Raw genomic sequence first — 20,373 nt, 5'->3', positions numbered from 1 at the left:
TAAACCTACCCCTGTTTTATTTCACACTGTTTTTAACGAGATTATCTAACTGCTCTTGAGTTAGTATAGTTGGTTCATTTATTGCTTGAGCTTTCATAGGTTTACCCATTTCTACCGCGGTTAAATTAAGTAGACCAGTTACAATAACTTCTTCACCGATATCAATCCCACTAGTTACCACCCAGTAACCACTTACACCCGTATAAACTTTTATATCTTGACGATAATCAACTGTACCATCTGGTAGTAAAATTTTAGCTGTATATTGACCTTTTTGGTTACTAGTAATGCCTTGTTGCGGAACTAACACCGCATTTTTAATCGTACCTAATGTCAATTGAGGTTTTACAAACATACCTGGTAAGATTTTACCTTCACTATTGGAAAATTGAGAACGTAATGTCACAGTACCAGTAGTCTCATTAACAGTCATATCTGAAAATTTGATACTACCAGGTAGCGCATATTTAGAACCATCATTAAAAAAGAGTTCAACATTATCACCTTTAGCCGGCTCATAAATAATATTTTCATCTTGAAGATATTTATTATAACGAGTAGCCGCTTCGGTCATATCAACATAAATTGGATCAAGTTGTTGTACTAAAGCTAATGGTGTAGCTTGCCCTGCTGATACTAACGCCCCTTCCGTCACACTTGATTTACCGATATAACCATCAATTGGCGAATAGACTTTAGTATAATCCAAGTTAACTTTAGCCGCATGTTCTGCGGCTTGAGCAACTAAAACACTTGCTTCAGCTTGTTTGGCATCAGCCGCCGCTTTATCGTATTCTTGTTGGCTAATGGATTTTGTATTTAATAGACCGGCGTAACGTTTTAAGGTAAGTTGCGCAATATTAGCATTAGCTTTAGCGCTAGCGACACTAGCCGTCGCACTGTCATAATTAGCTTGATAAATGGCAGGATCAATTTGGTAAAGTGATTGACCAGCTTTAACATTCGAGCTTTCTTCAAATTCACGCTTTAATACAATCCCACTAACTTGTGGCCTTATTTCAGCTATTTGTGAGGCAATAACCCGTCCCGGTAGATTTATTTTAAGAGTATAATTTAAAGGTTCAACTTTAAAAACAGTTACCTTCGGTAATTGGCCACTACCATCTTGGGACTGATTATCACAGCTTGTTAACAACAATAGACCAGTTAATGCCATTGGCAGCGTAAATAATAGCTTATTAAATCTCATATAAAAAAGACCTCGGTAACTTGATAATTATTTTTTTAATAAAAAACAATGAATATTATTCAAAAGTGATCGGGGATTTTACAAAAAATATGCATAGATTGTAAGTATCTTAACGTCTTAATAGCACAGAGTTCTAAAAATTTGATAACTTATCGATGATAAAACAAGAATAATAAAAAAATTAGATTGAGAATTATGATTATTCGCAGAAATAAAGTAATATATGCGCTGTAATTGTTAGTGCTGTAATAAATGAGTACGGATTTAGCTTACGAATAAAAAGTAAAAAATTTTATTGTGGTATTTTTTTAACTTTTTTTTTCAGTTATATTATTGAATAATTTAAATCTATATTTAATTTAATTCTGAGATGGGTATTATGGATAATTTACGTACTGTTTTAATTGTTGTTGCGTCCTTGGTCATTATTGCATTATTGATTCATGGGCTCTGGATCAATAAAAAGGAACGTTCTTCTTTATTTAAGTCAGGTAAAAAAGATAATTTGACACCAAATACTCAGCAATTTGAAGACATCTACAGCGATGAGGATGAAGATGATGTGATTTTGCTTCCGCCTAGAAGTAAAACCAATCAGACCACTACTAATAATCCTAGCGAGAAAGTAGTCGTTATGGAAGAAGAGCAAATACCTCGTCAAGAAGATTTGTTTTCAAATGACGATAATGCGACTAACGAGCCAACTATCAATTTTCAACCGGATATATTATCTGATGAGATTGTAACCCCAAAAATCGAGAATAACGTTAGCGAAGCATCCAAATCGACGCAATCACGCGCTGATAAGCCGAGCGAAAAACAAGAAAAATTTAACAAAGAAGATAATGAAGAGCAGGAGACTGATATTATTATCTTAAATGTAACTGGTATAAATAATAAATCATTACAAGGTGATGTACTGTTAGCTAGTATCATGCAATCAGGATTCCAATTTGGCGATATGCGGATTTTCCACCGTCATGTTGATCCAGCCGGTAATGGTCCAGTATTATTTAGTTTAGCCAATATGGTTACCCCTGGTTACTTGGATCCTGAAACCATGCATGAATTTACCACACCGGGGGTGTCAATATTTATGGTTGCGCCAACTCACGGTAATAATCAACAAAATTTTAAACTTATGTTACAAACGGCACAGCGCATAGCTGACGATGTCAATGGTGTAGTTCTTGATGATGAACATCACATGATGACACCACAAAAAATCAATAGCTATAAAGAACGTATTAAAAAAGTTTGTAATGAAATTTAATCCTGAAAACACATTTTTAAGTTATTCCACTAATTAAAGTTAGTGGAATAGCGATGTTATATTGTTTTACCAACAATTTTAACAACATCTATTGTACTAAATCTAGTTACGTACTATTTTATTGCTAATTCTAAAACTTACGTTTTAATTTAAGAGTTAAAAATCATGCCAAATACACATTTAGCAAATCAATCTGAATCTCAACAAAATATAGCAGAACAGATCGCTACTTTACGCAATCTGATAAGACATCATGAATATTGTTATTATGTGCTTGATGCACCAGAAATCCCCGACGTGGAATATGATAAATTAATAAAACAACTACAAAGTCTAGAACACGATCATCCTGAACTCATCACATCAGACTCACCAACACAACGTGTGGGTGGCGTACCATTATCGCAATTTGCTTCGGTCAAACATGAATTACCGATGCTATCACTCGATAATGTTTTTGATGAATTGAGTTTTAACGCTTTCAACAAAAGAGTAAAAGATCGCTTACACCTTAGTGACAGCCAATCGGTTGATTACTGCTGCGAGTTAAAACTTGATGGCTTGGCTGTAAGTTTATTATATGAAAATGGACGATTTATTCGAGCTGCAACGCGTGGCGATGGTACCACTGGAGAAGATATTACCGCGAACGTGAAAACCATAAAAACCATTCCATTGGTATTACAAGGTGAAAACATCCCTACTCGGTTAGAAGTACGTGGTGAAGTCTTTATGACACATAAAGGTTTTGCCAAATTGAATGCTGAAGCAGAAAAACGCAACGAAAGAACTTTCGCTAACCCGCGTAATGCTGCCGCCGGCTCATTAAGACAATTAGATCCTAAAATCACCGCCAAAAGGTCACTCTCTTTCTACTGTTATGGTGTGGGTATTAATGAAGGTACAACCCTACCAGATAATCACTATGACCGTTTAATGCAATTTAAAGCTTGGGGCTTACCGGTAAGTGACAAAGTTCAAATTCGTCAAGGTGCTCAAGAAGCTCTCGCCTATTTTCATGAAATTGGTGAGCAACGAATGTCTCTCGGTTTTGATATCGATGGCGTGGTAATTAAAGTCAACAGTATTGCTCAACAAGAGGAACTGGGTTTCGTTGCTCGAGCACCGCGTTGGGCCACCGCATTTAAATTTCCCGCACAAGAAGAGGTAACCAAGCTCAACAAAGTCGACTTTCAGGTCGGGCGAACTGGAGCCATCACGCCAGTAGCGAGATTAGAGCCAGTTTCTGTCGCCGGTGTGATCGTTAGCAATGCGACATTACATAACAGTGATGAAATCGTCCGCTTAGGTATTCGTGAAGGTGATTATGTAACCGTACGCCGAGCCGGAGATGTAATTCCGCAAATTGTCGCGGTTATTCAAGATCGTCGGCCTGCTGACAGCAAAGAGATCATCTTCCCAACTCATTGCCCTATCTGTGGTTCGCTTATTGTCCGAGATGAAGGCGAAGCGATCTCCCGTTGTGCTGGCGGATTGATTTGTCCAGCACAACGTAAAGAAGCCTTAAAACACTTTGTATCTCGCCGAGCAATGAATGTTGATGGTTTAGGTGATAAACTAATTGAACAACTCGTTGATAAAGATTATGTCAAAACACCAGCTGATCTTTATAAACTCACTTTACCAATGCTATGCTCATTAGATAAAGTTGGGGAAAAATTAGCTAATAATTTAATTAATGCTTTACAACAATCAAAAAGCACCAGCTTAAATCGCTTTATTTTCGCACTTGGCATACCAAATGTAGGCGAAGTTACCGCCGAAAATCTAGTTAACCAATTAGGCAGTTTATCGGCCATCGAAAACGCCTCATTAGAACAGCTTCAAACTGTAAATGATGTTGGTGAAGTAATTGCTGAAAGTATTGTCGACTTCTTTCAAGAACCGCATAATCGCGACGTCATTGAGCAACTAACCAGTGCAGAAATCGGTATACACTGGCCAGATGTCGAAATACAAGCGTTAACGATCGACTCACCATTTACTGGTAAAACCGTAGTATTAACCGGAACATTATCACAACTAACCCGTGATGAAGCTAAAGATAAATTAAAAAAACTTGGTGCGAAAGTCACTGGTAGCGTTTCTAAAAAAACTGACTTAGTGATAGCTGGTGAAGCCGCAGGTTCAAAGCTAACCAAAGCAGAAGAACTTGGAATAAAAGTTATTGATGAACAAGAAATGATAGACTTATTAAATCAATGAATAAAAAATAGTGGAATAAATCAAGCTAATTAATCAAAAAAGCTTGATCACAAACTAAGGAGAATATTATGCCTTTATTAGACAGTTTCAAAGTCGATCATACTAAAATGAAAGCCCCTTTTGTGCGAATTGCTAAAACCATGGCAACGCCTAAAGGTGATGACATTACTGTATTTGATCTTCGCTTTACCATCCCTAATAAAGCACTTTTACCTGAAAAAGGGATTCACACATTAGAACACCTATTTGCCGGCTTTATGCGTGACCACTTAAACAGTGATAAAGTTGAAATTATTGATATTTCACCAATGGGATGCCGCACCGGTTTCTATATGAGCTTAATTGGTAAACCTAACGAATCATTAGTCGTTGATGCTTGGTTAAAATCGATGCATGATGTGCTAAATGTAAGATCACAATCAGAAATTCCTGAATTGAATGAGTACCAATGCGGAACCTACACTATGCACTCATTAGATGAAGCCAAAGCCATTGCCGAAAAAATCATCCAATCAGGTATTGGCATTTGCCATAATCAAGACATTGCATTAACGGATGCACAACTTGCCAACATTAATCACTAGGAGAAATTTATGCCGAATGTAGTTATCGACTTCTTAGAAGGACGTACCATCGAACAAAAACGTGAAATGGCTAAACGAGTAACCGCAGCAATTGTCGAAACACTTAACTGCAAACCAGAAGCGGTACAAATTATTATGCACGAAGTCTCTAAAGACCAAATTGCTAATGGTGGTGTGCTCCGTTGCGATAAAGATTAATTAAATCAATATATAAAAATCAACCTCAATATTAACTATTGAGGTTGAATAATTTAAATCGTGCCAATCAAAAAACTAGTGATTGCCAGGGTGCAAATGCAATAAATGCCCTAATTTATTTGCTTTAGTCGCTAAATAGTGCTCATTATTGGCATTCTCGCCTACTTCCAAAGGAACGCGCTCGGTAACTTTAATGCCTGCTTGCTCAAGTACTTTTATTTTTTCAGGGTTATTAGTCAATAATCGAATTTGTGAAACCCCAAGTAACGTCAACATATCTGCACATAAAGTAAAATCACGTTCATCAGGCGCAAAACCTAGTTGCTCATTGGCTTCAACTGTATCTAAACCTTGATCTTGAAGGGCATAAGCTCTGATCTTATTTAATAATCCAATATTACGTCCTTCTTGACGATGATAAATTAAAATCCCTTTTCCTTCTTTAGCGATTTGCTTTAATGCGGCTTCTAATTGAAAGCCACAATCACAACGCAAACTAAATAATGCATCGCCAGTTAAACATTCTGAATGTACACGGGTCAAAATTGATGTTTGATCATTAACATCTCCAAACACTAATGCCACATGATCCTTACCTGTTGCAATTTCTTCAAAACCAACAATAGTAAAACATCCCCATGGTGTTGGCAGTTTGGCTTGTGCAACACGTTTTAATTGCATTATTATCTCCAAATTCAGTAATAACATGGAAGATTTTATAAAAATAAATCGTGCTTCCATGTTAAAATAAGTCAAATTTTACGCTTAATTGAGTTTCTAAATGGGGTTAGTAATAAAAAAAACAATAGCGGTATTAATAATATTTCTAATTATACCGTTATCTGTAACAGCCGTAAATTGGCAGTGGCAGCCGACGTCAATAAATAGTACATCTGAATATTTTTTTTGGTTAACTGAAACAGCTAGCTTTCCTTGGGCGATCATCACATCGAGTTTGTTGTTTCTATTATTTTGTTTACTATTAGCCAATAAAACTAAAAAAATGGTCTCATTATTATTATTAATTTTAGTCAGTGCGATGTTAGGAGGACAGATTATTAAAAGCCTGATCAAACAACAGACTGCTGAATCAAGACCATACGTTTTATGGCTAGCTAAAGAATATCATTTTAATGATAAACAATTTTATTCACAAACAAGAGCAGAACGAAAAGCCACTATTGAACAATTACTTGCTAATTCAAACACTATTCCAACTTGGTTGGCTCAACATTGGCAAAACGAAACAGGTTACGCTTTTCCTTCTGGACATACATTATTTGCAACAACTTGGGCTTTTTTAGCAATAGCATTATTTGGCTTTAGACGACATTTGATTATTACTGTAACTATGGTTATTTGGGCGTTATTTATTGAAACCAGTCGATTATTACTTGGTATGCACACAGCCTATGATTTAATACTTGGAATAGTGCTAGCGTGGGGAATTTCATTAATCTGCTGTTTTTATGCTAAAAAATGGCATATAGTAGTCAGATAATTTTATAAGCGATGAGTTTTATAAAAAAGTTTTTGGTTAGCAAGACATTTTGAATAAAATAATAAGGTTTAAATTATGAAATTAGTCATATCAATTTTTTTGATAGTTCTCCTATTAGCCATATCGATGACAATAGGCTCAGCTAATAATCAAATAGTAACATTTAACTATTTAATTGCTAAAACCGAGGTTAAGTTGTCGGTATTACTTGCTATTTTATTTGGTTCAGGCTTTTTAGTTGGTTGGGTATTAACAGGTATATTTTTTTTAAAGTCAAAATTCAAACACTCTTCAACTAAACGAAAACTAGATAAATTACAAAAGAAATATGATGAAGATATCGCTAATCATCAAAAAACAAATTTAACCAATACCAATTAAAAATAGGTAATTATGTTTGAATTGTTATTTCTGTTACTCCCGATAGCCGCCGCATATGGTTGGTACATGGGGGATAGAAATGCCAAACAAAAATATTTAAATCAATCAAATCGACTATCTCGGGAATATGTAGATGGTCTGAACTTTCTTTTGTCTAACCAAAAAGATAAAGCGGTTGATCTCTTTCTTGATATGCTTAAAGAAGATGACGGTACACTAGAAGCACATTTAACTCTAGGCAATCTGTTCCGTTCACGCGGTGAAGTTGACCGTGCAATACGTATTCACCAAGCATTAATGGAAAGTCCATCATTGACCTTTGAACAAAGACTTTTAGCCATTCAACAACTTGGTCGAGATTACATGTCTGCAGGATTTTATGACCGTGCAGAAGAGATGTTTTTACAGCTAATCGACGAAGAAGACTTTCAACAATATGCCTTACAACAACTGATAATCATCTATCAATCAACCAGTGAATGGAACAATGCGATTAATGCGGCGAGCAGATTGGTCAAACTTGGCAAAGTTAACTATAAAATCGAGATTGCCCAATTTTATTGTGAACTTGCTGCCATCGCTATCAATAATAATGATTTAGATCAAGCTTATAACTTATTAAAAAAATCTGCGGCTGCTGATAATAACTGTGCTCGAACATCGTTAATGCTAGGACGAGTACTTATGTCGCAAGATAAATGCGAACAAGCAATTGAATGTTTTGAAAGAATCTTATACCAAGACAAAGCTTTCATTGGTGAAGCATTACCACTGTTAAAAGCCTGTTACGCAAAACTTAACCAGCCACAACAATTTAAGCAATTTCTCGAAATTTGTGTCCAACAAGATACCGGAAATGTTGCCGAACTGATGCTTGCAGATATGGTTGAAAAAGATAATGGACTTGATGCGGCGCAATATTATCTTTATCGTGAATTACTAAAACACCCTAATCTAAAAGGGTTTTATCGCTTAATGGATTACCATGTTGCCGATGCCGAACAGGGAAAAGCCAAAGAAAGTTTATTACTACTTCGCAATATGGTCGGTGAACAGATAAAATCGGTTCCCAATTACCGTTGCCAAAAATGTGGATTTACGGTTAATACCCTCTACTGGTTGTGTCCGGGCTGTCGCTCATGGTCAACCATAAAACCAGTTCGTGATTTCGAACATCATTGAAATAATTAAAAAGAGTTAAATATGTTTCTAATTGATTCACACTGTCATTTAAACAGTTTGGACTATACGAATAAAACGCTTGATAGCGTTCTGCAACAAGCACTACACAACGATGTAAAACATTGTCTAAGTGTTGCCACTACATTGTCAGATTATGAGTCGATGAAAACAATGTTAACACCATATAAAAAACAGTGCTCATTTTCTTGTGGGATCCATCCGCTTAATTTGGATGATGAACCCTATGATGCTGACCGTTTTGTTCGCCTTGCTCAAGAAGACAATGTTGTCGCGCTTGGAGAAACCGGTCTTGATTATTACTATCAGCAAGACAACATCGAGTTACAACAAGCCAACTTTATCGAACATATAAAATTAGGCAAACAATTAAAAAAACCGATCATTGTTCACACCCGTAACGCCAAAGAAGATACACTTAAACTTTTAAAAGAAGAGCAGGCTTATTCCGGCGTGTTACATTGCTTCACCGAAGACATTGATACGGCTAACGCATTATTAGATATCGGTTTTTATATCTCATTTTCAGGCATTACCACCTTCAAAAATGCGGAATCTTTACGTGAAGTAGCCAGATTTGTACCTTTAGATCGTATCCTAATTGAAACTGACTCGCCTTATTTAGCGCCAGTCCCTTATCGTGGAAAAGAAAACCAACCAGCTTATGTTCGCGAAGTGGCCAACTACTTAGCCACATTAAAAGGCGTCTCTTTGGAGACCATTGCACAACAAACGACAACCAACTTTTGTCAATTATTTAATTTACAAGGGGCATTTAATGAGTAACAAATTAACCATCGATTGGGATGATTTTTTAAACAATTATTGGCAAAAAAAACCCGTCATTTTACGCGATGCTTTTAGCAATTTTATCGACCCTATCTCCCCTGAAGAACTGGCTGGTCTTGCCATGGAAGAGGAAATTGAAAGCCGAATCGTTACCAACAAAAATGGGATATGGGATGCTAACTACGGACCATTTATTGATTACAGCCACTTAGGTGAGGAAAATTGGAGTCTTCTTGTACAAGCAGTGGACCATTGGCACGAACAAGCAGCAACCTTAGTGGAACCATTTAAATGTATCCCTCAATGGCAGTTTGAAGACCTTATGATCTCCTACGCTACTCAGGGAGCTGGCGTTGGGCCACATATTGATAATTATGATGTATTTATTATCCAAGGCAAAGGTTGTCGTCGATGGCAAGTTGGCGATCGTAATCCTAATTACAAACAGTTTAGTGCCCACAAAGCGCTACTGCATGTAGAAGATTATCTGCCAATTATCGATGAAGAAATCACCGCTGGTGATATTTTATATATTCCAATCGGCTTTCCACATAATGGCGTATCAATTGGTGAATCGCTTAGTTATTCTGTTGGTTTTAGAACCCAAACATCACAAGAACTACTTAGTGGCTTTGCTGATTATGTAATCGATAACTTACCTAATGGCATCTTCTATCAAGACCCTGACTTAAAGTTACCTAGCGATCCGTATCGAATCCAACCATACGAACTTGAAAAGCTAAAAGGGCAAATGATCGACCTCATTAAAAACCCCGCCCTATTCAATGATTGGTTTGGCAAACACATCACCATGCCGATGCATGAGCTCAACATCATCCCTGTCGATCCTGCTTATGACTTAGATGAATTTGAAGAGATATTGCAATCTGGAGCAGAACTATATCGTGTGCCAAGCATACGTATTGTAAAAATAGACGATACCGCATACATCAATGGTAATAAAATACCATTACCAATGGAAACCATCGATCTTTTATGTGAATCGGAAGTACTTTACTACGAACAATTGCAAGATGAACAAACCCTAAACGTCATGCTAGAATTCGTTAATCTGGGTTATTGGTATTTTGACGAAGAGTAACATTTTACACCAAGATTATTAAGTAAAAATTCGAGGGTAAATTGTTCCGATCTGCTGGAATTATCGGCTAATTTGTCTCAAAAATGAGATATTTACCAAAATTAGCCGAATAATTTTGCCAAATCGACAAAAAATAAAATAAAACCGGCCAATTTCGCCTTTTCATTTGGATTTTTCTCACTTTTAAGTATATACTTGCCCCCGCTCCAAACTCCCCCTTAATTTAACAATTTGAAGAAATTTGTTAAATAAGAAACGCTGATCCACTATAAATGACTTGAGGTAAACATGAACATTGACGTGACCAAGCAAAACGAACAAATCACCCCCTACCAAAAACGTACCCTATTTGCATCAACCGTAGGTTATGCATTAGATGGCTTAGATATGATGATTTTAGGTGTCTGTTTCAGTCTAATTGCCACCAGTTTTAATCTAACCAAAGCCGATCTTGGCACTTTAACTTCAGCCACATTGTTAGGTGCCGTATTAGGTGGAATATTTTTTGGTATCCTTGCCGATAAATATGGTCGAGTTAGAGTATTTTCATGGACAATTTTAATCTTCTCATTATTCACGGGTTTTTGTGCAATTTCACCCAACTATGAGTGCTTCCTTATTTTTCGTTTTCTAAGTGGACTTGGCCTAGGTGGTGAATTTGGTATCGGCATGACGCTAGTTTCAGAAAGCTGGCCCAAACATAAACGCTCACGAGCAACCTCAATTGTGGCACTAGGCTTCCAAGTTGGTATAATTCTTGCGGCATTAACGGTTAATTTTATTGGTGAAGTACATGGATGGCGTTGGGCGTTTGCCATGGGCGTATTACCCGCGTTGTTTGTGGCATGGACACGTAAAGGATTAAAAGAACCCGAAATTTGGCAGAATCTAAAAGATCAGAATCAAAATAACATCGCCATTAGCAAACTTTTTAAAAACCCAAGAATCACTGCTACCACTATCGGTTTAACCATTGCCTGTGCCGTACAGAATTTTGGCTTTTATGGCATAATGGTTTGGATGCCAAATATGATTGCCTCTGAATATCATCTACCTTTCAAAAATACCATGTTTTGGACTATCTCAACCACTATCGGCATGTCATTAGGGATCTTAATTTTTGGTTGGCTATGTGACAAATTTGGTCGCCGTCCTTCTTACATCGTATTTTTATTAGTCTCAGCCGTTTCAATATGGTTCTATTTTCAACAAAAAGAGGTCGCCATTCTAATTATTTTTGGATCAGTGATTGGCTTTTTTGTTAACGGTATGATGGGTGGATATGGCGCTTTACTGGCTGAACACTATAGCACTGATGCGCGCTCAAGTGCTGAAAATATCATCTTCAACGTCGGTCGTGGGATTGCCGGCATATCGCAAGTGTTGATTGCGTATTTAGCAACTATATACTCAATCAGCTATGCATTAGCATTACTATCAGGAGCATACCTACTATCGGCAGCAGCCTTTATATTCTTAATTCCAGAAACTAAAGGCAAAGCACTAGAATAACCATAAAAAAACAGGGCTAATTGCCCTGTTTCTTCTTTTTATTTGCCACGGTTTAATTAATCATTACAATCAGCTGGTTTTAATGGAATACTAAAAACTATTTCATCGCCAATATAATAATTGTGAACTGCACCGGCTGGAAAAGCCGCTTTAAAATAATCTAATGAATCATTGTTTTTTAGACAATATAATTGCTTAAGTGCATCTCCAGTCATTTGTTTACTTACATCAACATCCATCTCATCTTTAGCGACATCCATCACATATTTATAGATAATCGCATCTCCCTCTTTATGAATATCCACTACAGTGGAAGTTGCATCAACTTTTTTCGGCAATTGACTTTTTGCTTCATTGATAATCAAATCTTGAGTTTTACTCAAATCAGGTCGGCTAGCGGCTGTAGCATCTGAAGCTTGAGTAGCCGGAGTAGAGGATGTTGAAGACTCAGTTTCTGTTTTACCTTTTGAATTATCACAGCCGAATAATGCCGCACCCATTAATACTAATGCTGAAATTTTTAACCCTTTCATACTAATTCCTTTTTATATAATTTATTAACAACCCAATTAACTTAATAACGGATAAAATTGTAAAGTATTTAACTAAAAAACACACTTATATTTTAGCAAGATAAAAGCAATTAAACTAATGTAATTATCGATAAAAAGGGCTTATAAAAGCCCTTTGTAAAATCATATTTAATGCAGATTAATTGATGTGCATACCACCAGTGACACCATACACTTCGGCAGTAGTATAACTAGATTCTTCTGATGCTAAATGCACATATACGCCAGCTAGTTCTACCGGTTGCCCCGCACGTTTTAATGGAGTTTGTTTACCAAACTCTGGAATCACTTCACTTGGTTGACCACCACAAATTTGTAATGGTGTCCATACTGGACCTGGTGCTACACAATTAACACGAATACCTTTACTACCTAATTGCGCAGCTAAGCCACGAGTGAACGCGATAATCGCCGTTTTGGTTGAAGCATAATCCAATAAGTTACCACTTGGTTGGTAAGCTTGCACCGAAGAAGTGGTAATAATCGTCGAACCTGGTTTTAAATAACCCAATGCCGCTTTGGTTACCCAAAATAGTGAAAACACATTGATTTCAAAGGTTTTGATGATTTGTTCCGTAGTCAATTGCATAATATCTTCTACTGCGGTTTGCTTACCGGCTACTAAGGTTAGATTATCAAGTCCACCTAATTTTTTATGGGCTTCCTCGATTAATTTTTTACAAAATGGCTCAGAACTCAAATCACCAGGAATCAACACCGCCTTTCGTCCTACAGACTCAATCACTTTAGCTACATCTTCAGCATCTTTCTGTTCTGCCGGTAAATAGTTAATTGCAACATCTGCGCCCTCTTTAGCATAAGCAATAGCCGCTGCACGACCTATACCAGAATCACCACCAGTAACCAACATTTTTCGACCTTCTAAACGTTGATGGCCTTGATAACTCTTTTCACCACAATCTGGTACGGGTTTCATCTCATATTGTAAACCAGGAGGATTTTGTTTTTGTTTAGGAAACTTGTCATGATGATATTTAGTTGTGGGATTATAGGTTTGCTTACTCATAATTTTCTCCTAAGTTAAACATGCATTTGAAAACAAATTCAATATAACTTAAATAAAATCAATTAATAATCACAAAATCCTATTGTCGAGTATATTTTATATCTTTAAAATATTTAATTAATTCAATTAATTATATCACTTTTAAAAAATTAAAATCATTGACAACTGAGAAAACAGAAACTTCCTTGAATGGCTTAGCGAGGACAGATACAACAAATGCTAAAACCATAATGGGTGAAAATTTAACATCGAAAGTAGTGTAGCAAATAAATAGATATTAAGCTAGCAATGCTAGCTTAATAATAACTATCTGTTAATTTTGCAATCAGTAGGGATCTTGAGAAGTAAAAGCTTTTGGCCTTCGATATAAAAAATAAATTCGACACCCTCACTAAAATATTTCTTCACGTTTTTCATTTGAGCATTATCTTGGCAATAAATTTCAGTAATAGCTTTACCAATTTTTTTTATATTTTCACTTGTCAGCAAATCCTCTTTAGTTATTCCTTTAACTGCCGTTTTATAAACGAGGACATTACCATCTGTCTCAATATCAAACCAAATTAGATTATCATTAAATTTAATAGGTAATATTTGCTTAAGTATACTGATGGCAGCTTTTTTTTCATCATCTAAATCATAAGGTTTATTATTCTTTAAAGTATTAAATTTTTCATCATCAGCTTCATCGATAAGTTGAAGTAACTTACCTGTTTCTTCAGCTCCAATATTCTCCACAAGCCTATCAATTTTATTTTTTTCTAAGGGGGAGTTATCACAACCAAATTGGAACATAGCCAACACAATAAAACAAATAATCTTCCGCATTCCTAATCCTTAGTTAGCCTATATCTTATAACTATTGTGATAAGTGATCATTTTATCAATTATTATGATTGTCAATCTCAGATAGTTATTTAACTCGACAATCCGTTGGTGTTAATTCAACCACAACAATCTCTTTATTATCAATAAAATAGTGGTAATTAGCTCCATCTGGAAATGCCGTTTTCAACTGTTGCATCTCCTCAGTATTTTCACAATAAGCATTAAAAAGTGCTTGGTGAATTGTATCTAGGGTACTGGGTAACAACAAAGTATGCTCTGGGGTATTTTTAACATCATATTGGTAATTGATGATATTTCGCTCCTTATCCTTATCAACACCAATTAGAGTGGTTAATTCATCAACTTCGATGGGTAACGCTTTCTTCATTGGTTCAATCATCGAATTTTGCACCGCCGTAAGGGAATCATTACTCTTAACCACAGTATTTTTTTTGTTATTATCGCAACTAAATACTAAAAAAATCACCACAAAAAACACAAACGATTTAAATATTTTCATAATGATATCTCTTATTAGTTAATAAAAAATAATTTTCAAAACTTAATTAAATAACGTTGAAGTATTGCTAGGGATAATGTGTGATATTTATACACTAACCTTTCTCAAAATGCCAAAACAATCATTTTTACCCGCTCAAAATCTCATTTGCACAATTTTTTTAACTAAGATAAAAACAAATCGCTGAAGTTTTACAAAAACAACAAAAAAATAGTTGCACTTTTTTTTAAAACGAGTATTTTGGATAAATATTTTAGAAATTGACAAAAAAATTACACAAACATTATGAATTTTTCACTCATCGTCGTCCTCATTAACATTATTGTCAGCGTGGTCATTATTCCTACGCGGGGGCGTCTTTTGAGTTAAATATATGGTTATCATATTTCAAAACCCCCGCCCCAAAAAAGCGGGGGTTTTTTTATGAACAATTTTGACATTAACAATGCATGAGCAAAAGTAAAAAGTGAGGAATGAATGTTAGGAACACAGTGGATAGTAAAAACCTTAAAAGAAAAAGGCATTACCACCGTTTTTGGATATCCTGGTGGTCAAATTATGCCTCTATACGATGCCCTTTATGATGGTGGAATTGAACACGTACTCTGTCGTCATGAACAAGGCGCAGCTATGGCAGCCATTGGTTATGCCCGTGCCACAGGTAAAATCGGCGTTTGTATTGCCACATCAGGTCCCGGCGCAACCAATATCATCACCGGCCTTGCTGATGCATTAATTGACTCCGTACCGGTTATCGCGCTTACCGGACAAGTTCCAACTACACTTATTGGCACAGATGCCTTTCAAGAAGTTGATGTTTTAGGATTATCCTTAGCATGCACTAAGCATAGCTATTTGATTAATGATGCCACCCAGTTACCAAATACCTTACAAGAGGCCTTCAATTTAGCTAATTCGGGCAGGCCGGGACCAATATTAATCGATATCCCGAAAGACATCCAGCTTGCCGACCATGATTACCAAACCTATTTAACGCCATCAACAATAAAAACGCCTTCTGATAACGCTCAATTATATCCAATCTCACTTGACGAGATAAAACAAGCCCAGCAAATGATAAGCCAAGCCCAAAAACCGATACTTTATATTGGTGGCGGAGTTGGACTTTCTGGAGCAATCAACGAGCTGCGTGAGTTTATGGCACTAACCCAAATTCCTAGCGTATCTACCTTAAAAGGACTTGGTGTTGCTGATTTAAACAACCCTTACTATTTAGGGCTCATCGGTATGCATGGTGCCAAAGCGGCCAACTTAGCCGTACAAGAGTGTGACTTACTTATTGCCTTAGGGGTAAGATTTGACGACCGTGTAACCGGCAAACTTAACGAATTTGCTAAACATGCCAAAGTTATCCATGTTGATATTGATCAGTCTGAAATCAACAAATTACGCCAAACTCACTTAGGTTTACAAGGTGATATTAAACACGTTTTACCTTTGTTAAACCAAACCGTATCTATCGCTGATTGGCATAACAAAATAAAACAACTCAAAGCCCAACATCCAACACGTTACGATCATCCGGGAGAGGCCATTTACGCGCCAGCACTACTAAAACGCATTTCTGAGCGTAAACCGGCTAACACGGTGATTACCACCGATGTGGGTCAACACCAAATGTGGACAGCACAGCACATGTCATTTACCCATCCACAGAACTTTATTACTTCAAGTGGGCTTGGAACTATGGGCTTTGGTTTACCGGCTGCTGTCGGCGCCCAAATGTCTAGACCCAATGACATGGTAATTTGCGTATCAGGTGACGGATCGTTCATGATGAACGTACAGGAACTAACTACCATCAAACGTAAAAAACTACCGGTCAAAATTGTCCTCATCGACAACCAACGCCTAGGCATGGTAAGACAATGGCAAGAACTATTTTTTAATGAAAGATATAGCGAAACTAACTTATCGGATAACCCAGACTTTTTAATGTTAGCCAAAGCATTTGATATTCCTGGGCAAACCATCAGTAAAAAAGCGGAAATCGAACCAGCACTCGATAACCTATTCAATTCATCTGGCGCTTATCTACTGCACGTTTGTATTGATGAGCTTGAAAACGTATGGCCACTTGTTCCACCGGGTGCCGCTAACGAAAACATGTTAGATAAAAGTAACAAGGAGTAAGTGATGAATCAAAAAGCGACACACCAATTTACCATAACCGCCAATGATAGATTGGGTTCACTTGAACGTATTTTACGCGTTGTTCGTCATCGCGGTGGTCATATTGAGCAAATGCAGATGCAATCAATTGATAATCAGTTGTTCACCTTAACACTAACATTAACTACCGAACGGACGTTATCGTCATTACAAAACCAAATAACTAAATTGGAAGATGTAATATCGTTAGAATAAGTGTCACTATATTCTTTGGTGAAACAACAAGTTAAATTAAAAAAGTAACAATATTAGCAGTTAAACAAACAGTAAAGTGATGTATAATGCTTTACATTAAATTGATAAAAGCAAAATACATGCTTAACAAAGTTAAATTTAAGAGGAAAACAAAAAATGGGTACTACAGCAAAATCTGATTATATTTGGTTAAATGGTGAAATGATTCCATGGGCAGATGCGAAAATTCACGTTATGTCACATGCACTACATTATGGTACTTCAGTATTTGAAGGTGTTCGTTGCTACGAAACGCACAAAGGCCCAGCCATTTTTCGTCATAAAGAACACGCCCAACGCCTATTAAACTCAGCCAAAATTTATCGTTTTCCTGTCCCTTATTCTCTTGAAGAGATCATGGAAGCAACTCGTCAGGTAATCAAAAAAAATAACCTAAAAAGCGCCTACATCCGTCCATTAGTCTTTATTGGTGATGTTGGCATGGGCGTTATTCCACCAGCCGGTTACCAAACCGATGTTATGATTGCCGCATTCCCGTGGGGGGCTTACCTTGGTGAAGACGCCTTAGAACAAGGTATTGATGCTATGGTATCATCATGGAACCGTTTTGCGCCTAACACTATTCCTGCGGCAGCTAAAGCCGGTGGTAACTATCTGTCATCACTACTCATTGGATCAGAAGCGCGCGCTAATGGCTTCCAAGAAGGGATTGCCTTAGACGTTAACGGTCAGCTTTCTGAAGGTTCAGGTGAAAACCTATTTATCGTTAAAGATGGCATATTATTTACCCCATTACTATCATCATCAGCACTACCGGGGATCACCCGTGATGCTATCATCACCCTTGCACATGATTTAGGCATTGAAGTACGTGAACAAACACTTTCTCGTGAATCACTATACCTTGCAGACGAAGTGTTTATGACAGGTACCGCTGCCGAAATCACGCCAGTACGTAGTGTTGACCGTATCCAAGTTGGTATTGGTCGTTGTGGCCCAATTACCAAAAAAATCCAACAAACATTCTTCGGATTGTTTGATGGCAAAACTGAAGACAAATACGGTTGGTTAGATCCAGTTAAATAAGTAAACCAAACACCGCTGAACTAATCAGCGGTGTGGTAATTATTTAACAATTATTATTCATCGAAAACTCAAATAGGTGCCGAAAGAAATCGGTCGCTTGCATTAAAAAACTTGGGAGCAATAAATGCCTAGATATCGTTCAGCAACCTCGGTTGAAGGTCGCAACATGGCGGGTGCCCGCGCCTTATGGCGTGCAACAGGCGTAAAAAATGAAGACTTTGGTAAACCCATCATTGCGGTGGTTAATTCATTCACCCAATTTGTACCGGGACATGTTCATTTAAAAGATATTGGTCAACTGGTAGCAAAAGAAATTGAAGCCTGCGGTGGCATTGCCAAAGAATTTAATACCATTGCTGTCGATGATGGTATCGCCATGGGACATGGCGGTATGCTTTACTCACTACCATCTCGAGAGCTTATCGCCGACTCAGTAGAATACATGGTTAATGCCCACTGTGCCGACGCTATGATCTGCATCTCAAACTGTGACAAAATCACGCCCGGCATGTTAATGGCCTCACTGCGTTTAAACATTCCAACCGTATTTGTATCAGGCGGGCCGATGGAAGCTGGCAAAACCAAACTATCTGATCAAATCATCAAACTTGACCTAGTCGATGCCATGATCCAAAGTGCCAACCCAAATGTCAGCGATGCCGATAGTGAGGCAATTGAACAATCTGCTTGCCCAACTTGTGGATCATGCTCTGGCATGTTTACCGCTAATTCAATGAACTGTTTAACCGAAGCATTAGGTTTATCCTTACCGGGTAACGGTTCACTCATTGCGACGCATAAACAGCGCGAACAACTCTTTTTAAATGCTGCTAAACGTATTGTTGAAATTACCAAACGCTATTACGAACATGGTGATGAATCCTACTTACCGCGCTCTATCGCAACCAAAGCAGCTTATGAAAATGCCATGTCGCTTGATATCGCTATGGGAGGTTCAACCAACACGGTATTACACTTACTTGCCACTGCTCAGGAAGGTGAAATCGACTTTACCATGTCAGATATTGACCGATTATCTCGTAAAGTCCCTCACCTATGTAAAGTGGCACCTAGTACTGCCATTTACCATATGGAAGATGTGCACCGCGCAGGTGGTGTAGTCTCAATTTTGTCAGAGTTAGACAAAGCAGGATTACTCAATCGCAACGTCCATAACGTGCTTGGTCTTAACTTACAAGAAACTTTTGCTAAATATGACATCACCCAAACCACTGATGAAAGCGTCAAAAAAATGTATCGCAGTGGCCCTGCAGGCATTCGCACCACTAAAGCGTTCTCACAAGATTGCTATTGGGATACGCTGGATGATGATCGGCAAAACGGCTGTATCCGCGACAAAGCTCATGCTTATAGCCAAGATGGTGGATTAGCAACCTTATACGGTAACGTAGCTGAGGATGGCGCTATTGTAAAAACGGCTGGCGTTGCTGAGGAAAACTTAGTCTTCCGCGGTCCGGCCAAAGTCTATGAAAGCCAAGAAGATGCCGTTGATGCAATCTTAGGCGGTAGAGTAGTTAAAGGTGATGTGGTGGTTATCATTTATGAAGGACCAAAAGGCGGCCCTGGCATGCAAGAAATGCTCTATCCAACAAGTTATCTAAAATCAATGGGACTTGGCAAAGCTTGTGCATTAATTACCGATGGTCGATTCTCTGGTGGTTCATCAGGCTTATCTATTGGTCACATCTCGCCCGAAGCTGCTAACGGTGGCGTGATTGGTTTAGTTCGTGATGGTGATATTGTTGATATCGACATCCCAAATCGAAAACTAAACATCATGGTACCGGAGGATGAATTAGAACGTCGCCGCGTGGCAGAACTAACTCGCGGTGATAAAGCCTTTACGCCGCATAACCGTGACCGTTATGTCTCATATGCCCTAAAAGCTTACGCAAGCTTAGCAACCAGTGCCGACAAAGGTGCGGTACGTGATAAAAGTAAATTAGGTGGTTAAT

At 37.5% G+C, this 20,373-nt stretch carries 20 protein-coding genes; 14 read left to right on the top strand and 6 right to left on the bottom strand.

Annotated features, from left to right (window positions below):
• Nucleotides 1-16: 16 nt before the first annotated feature.
• Nucleotides 17-1,210 (bottom strand): efflux RND transporter periplasmic adaptor subunit, encoded by a 1,194-nt coding sequence (locus AC5LXV_RS06910; protein ID WP_110434159.1) that lies wholly within the window; start codon nt 1,208-1,210, stop codon nt 17-19.
• A 376-nt stretch (nt 1,211-1,586) separates the two neighbouring features.
• Between AC5LXV_RS06910 and zipA the strand changes: the two genes are divergently transcribed.
• The 4 genes from zipA to thmT all read left to right on the top strand — a co-directional run bounded on the left by zipA (nt 1,587) and on the right by thmT (nt 5,491).
• Nucleotides 1,587-2,483, top strand: a complete 897-nt coding sequence (gene zipA / locus AC5LXV_RS06905) for a cell division protein ZipA (protein ID WP_493452902.1) — start codon at nt 1,587-1,589, stop codon at nt 2,481-2,483.
• 165 nt (nt 2,484-2,648) lie between these two features.
• Nucleotides 2,649-4,709, top strand: coding sequence for an NAD-dependent DNA ligase LigA (gene ligA / locus AC5LXV_RS06900; RefSeq protein WP_493467777.1), 2,061 nt, complete (start codon nt 2,649-2,651; stop codon nt 4,707-4,709).
• Nucleotides 4,710-4,777: 68 nt separating this feature from the next.
• Entirely contained in the window at nt 4,778-5,293 is a 516-nt protein-coding gene (luxS, locus tag AC5LXV_RS06895) for an S-ribosylhomocysteine lyase (RefSeq protein WP_493446188.1), read from the top strand.
• 9 nt (nt 5,294-5,302) lie between these two features.
• A complete protein-coding gene (gene thmT / locus AC5LXV_RS06890) occupies nt 5,303-5,491 on the top strand; it encodes a 2-hydroxymuconate tautomerase (protein WP_034884944.1) in 189 nt (62 codons plus the stop codon).
• A 75-nt stretch (nt 5,492-5,566) separates the two neighbouring features.
• Here thmT and ribA read toward each other — a convergent pair whose 3' ends face one another.
• Complete coding sequence (gene ribA / locus AC5LXV_RS06885; RefSeq protein ID WP_110434163.1) at nt 5,567-6,172, bottom strand: GTP cyclohydrolase II; 606 nt, start codon at nt 6,170-6,172, stop codon at nt 5,567-5,569.
• Between the two features lie 100 nt (nt 6,173-6,272).
• Between ribA and AC5LXV_RS06880 the strand changes: the two genes are divergently transcribed.
• The 6 genes from AC5LXV_RS06880 (at nt 6,273) to AC5LXV_RS06855 (ending at nt 11,976) form a co-directional block, all read left to right on the top strand.
• The gene (locus AC5LXV_RS06880; protein ID WP_493467776.1) at nt 6,273-6,992 is read left to right on the top strand and encodes a phosphatase PAP2 family protein; all 720 of its coding nucleotides are present in this window, start codon (nt 6,273-6,275) and stop codon (nt 6,990-6,992) included.
• 75 nt (nt 6,993-7,067) lie between these two features.
• Nucleotides 7,068-7,373 (top strand): LapA family protein, encoded by a 306-nt coding sequence (locus AC5LXV_RS06875; protein ID WP_493461158.1) that lies wholly within the window; start codon nt 7,068-7,070, stop codon nt 7,371-7,373.
• Nucleotides 7,374-7,385: 12 nt separating this feature from the next.
• Nucleotides 7,386-8,555 (top strand): lipopolysaccharide assembly protein LapB, encoded by a 1,170-nt coding sequence (gene lapB, locus AC5LXV_RS06870; RefSeq protein ID WP_493467775.1) that lies wholly within the window; start codon nt 7,386-7,388, stop codon nt 8,553-8,555.
• Between the two features lie 21 nt (nt 8,556-8,576).
• On the top strand, nt 8,577-9,359 hold the full coding sequence (locus AC5LXV_RS06865; RefSeq protein WP_493467774.1) for a YchF/TatD family DNA exonuclease: 783 nt from the start codon (nt 8,577-8,579) through the stop codon (nt 9,357-9,359).
• Complete coding sequence (locus AC5LXV_RS06860; RefSeq protein ID WP_493467773.1) at nt 9,352-10,464, top strand: ribosomal protein uL16 3-hydroxylase; 1,113 nt, start codon at nt 9,352-9,354, stop codon at nt 10,462-10,464. Before AC5LXV_RS06865 ends, AC5LXV_RS06860 begins: the two co-directional genes overlap by 8 nt.
• Nucleotides 10,465-10,752: 288 nt before the next feature.
• The gene (locus tag AC5LXV_RS06855; protein WP_110434169.1) at nt 10,753-11,976 is read left to right on the top strand and encodes an MFS transporter; all 1,224 of its coding nucleotides are present in this window, start codon (nt 10,753-10,755) and stop codon (nt 11,974-11,976) included.
• A 56-nt stretch (nt 11,977-12,032) separates the two neighbouring features.
• Here the strand turns inward: AC5LXV_RS06855 and AC5LXV_RS06850 are convergent, their stop codons facing one another.
• From AC5LXV_RS06850 to AC5LXV_RS06835, 4 genes are all read right to left on the bottom strand, one after another.
• Nucleotides 12,033-12,509 (bottom strand): hypothetical protein, encoded by a 477-nt coding sequence (locus tag AC5LXV_RS06850; RefSeq protein WP_493461161.1) that lies wholly within the window; start codon nt 12,507-12,509, stop codon nt 12,033-12,035.
• 178 nt (nt 12,510-12,687) lie between these two features.
• The gene (locus AC5LXV_RS06845) at nt 12,688-13,575 is read right to left on the bottom strand and encodes an SDR family oxidoreductase (RefSeq protein WP_110423889.1); all 888 of its coding nucleotides are present in this window, start codon (nt 13,573-13,575) and stop codon (nt 12,688-12,690) included.
• A gap of 306 nt (nt 13,576-13,881) precedes the next feature.
• Nucleotides 13,882-14,403: a hypothetical protein gene (locus tag AC5LXV_RS06840; protein ID WP_493467772.1), complete on the bottom strand. Its 522-nt coding sequence runs from the start codon at nt 14,401-14,403 to the stop codon at nt 13,882-13,884.
• A gap of 85 nt (nt 14,404-14,488) precedes the next feature.
• The gene (locus tag AC5LXV_RS06835) at nt 14,489-14,923 is read right to left on the bottom strand and encodes a hypothetical protein (RefSeq protein ID WP_110434172.1); all 435 of its coding nucleotides are present in this window, start codon (nt 14,921-14,923) and stop codon (nt 14,489-14,491) included.
• Between the two features lie 477 nt (nt 14,924-15,400).
• On the opposite strand from AC5LXV_RS06835, the gene ilvG reads away from it, so the two are divergent.
• From ilvG to ilvD, 4 genes are all read left to right on the top strand, one after another.
• Entirely contained in the window at nt 15,401-17,077 is a 1,677-nt protein-coding gene (ilvG, locus tag AC5LXV_RS06830; protein ID WP_493467771.1) for an acetolactate synthase 2 catalytic subunit, read from the top strand.
• Between the two features lie 3 nt (nt 17,078-17,080).
• Nucleotides 17,081-17,311, top strand: a complete 231-nt coding sequence (gene ilvM / locus AC5LXV_RS06825; RefSeq protein WP_110434174.1) for an acetolactate synthase 2 small subunit — start codon at nt 17,081-17,083, stop codon at nt 17,309-17,311.
• A 156-nt stretch (nt 17,312-17,467) separates the two neighbouring features.
• Nucleotides 17,468-18,397, top strand: coding sequence for a branched-chain amino acid transaminase (locus AC5LXV_RS06820; protein WP_493461164.1), 930 nt, complete (start codon nt 17,468-17,470; stop codon nt 18,395-18,397).
• A 124-nt stretch (nt 18,398-18,521) separates the two neighbouring features.
• Entirely contained in the window at nt 18,522-20,372 is a 1,851-nt protein-coding gene (gene ilvD, locus AC5LXV_RS06815; RefSeq protein ID WP_493467770.1) for a dihydroxy-acid dehydratase, read from the top strand.
• Nucleotide 20,373: the final 1 nt, after the last annotated feature.

This window comes from Gilliamella sp. LMG 34359 (assembly GCF_984569085.1).
Note: the sequence above shows the minus strand (reverse complement) of the source record. Positions and strands in the feature narration are given on the sequence as shown.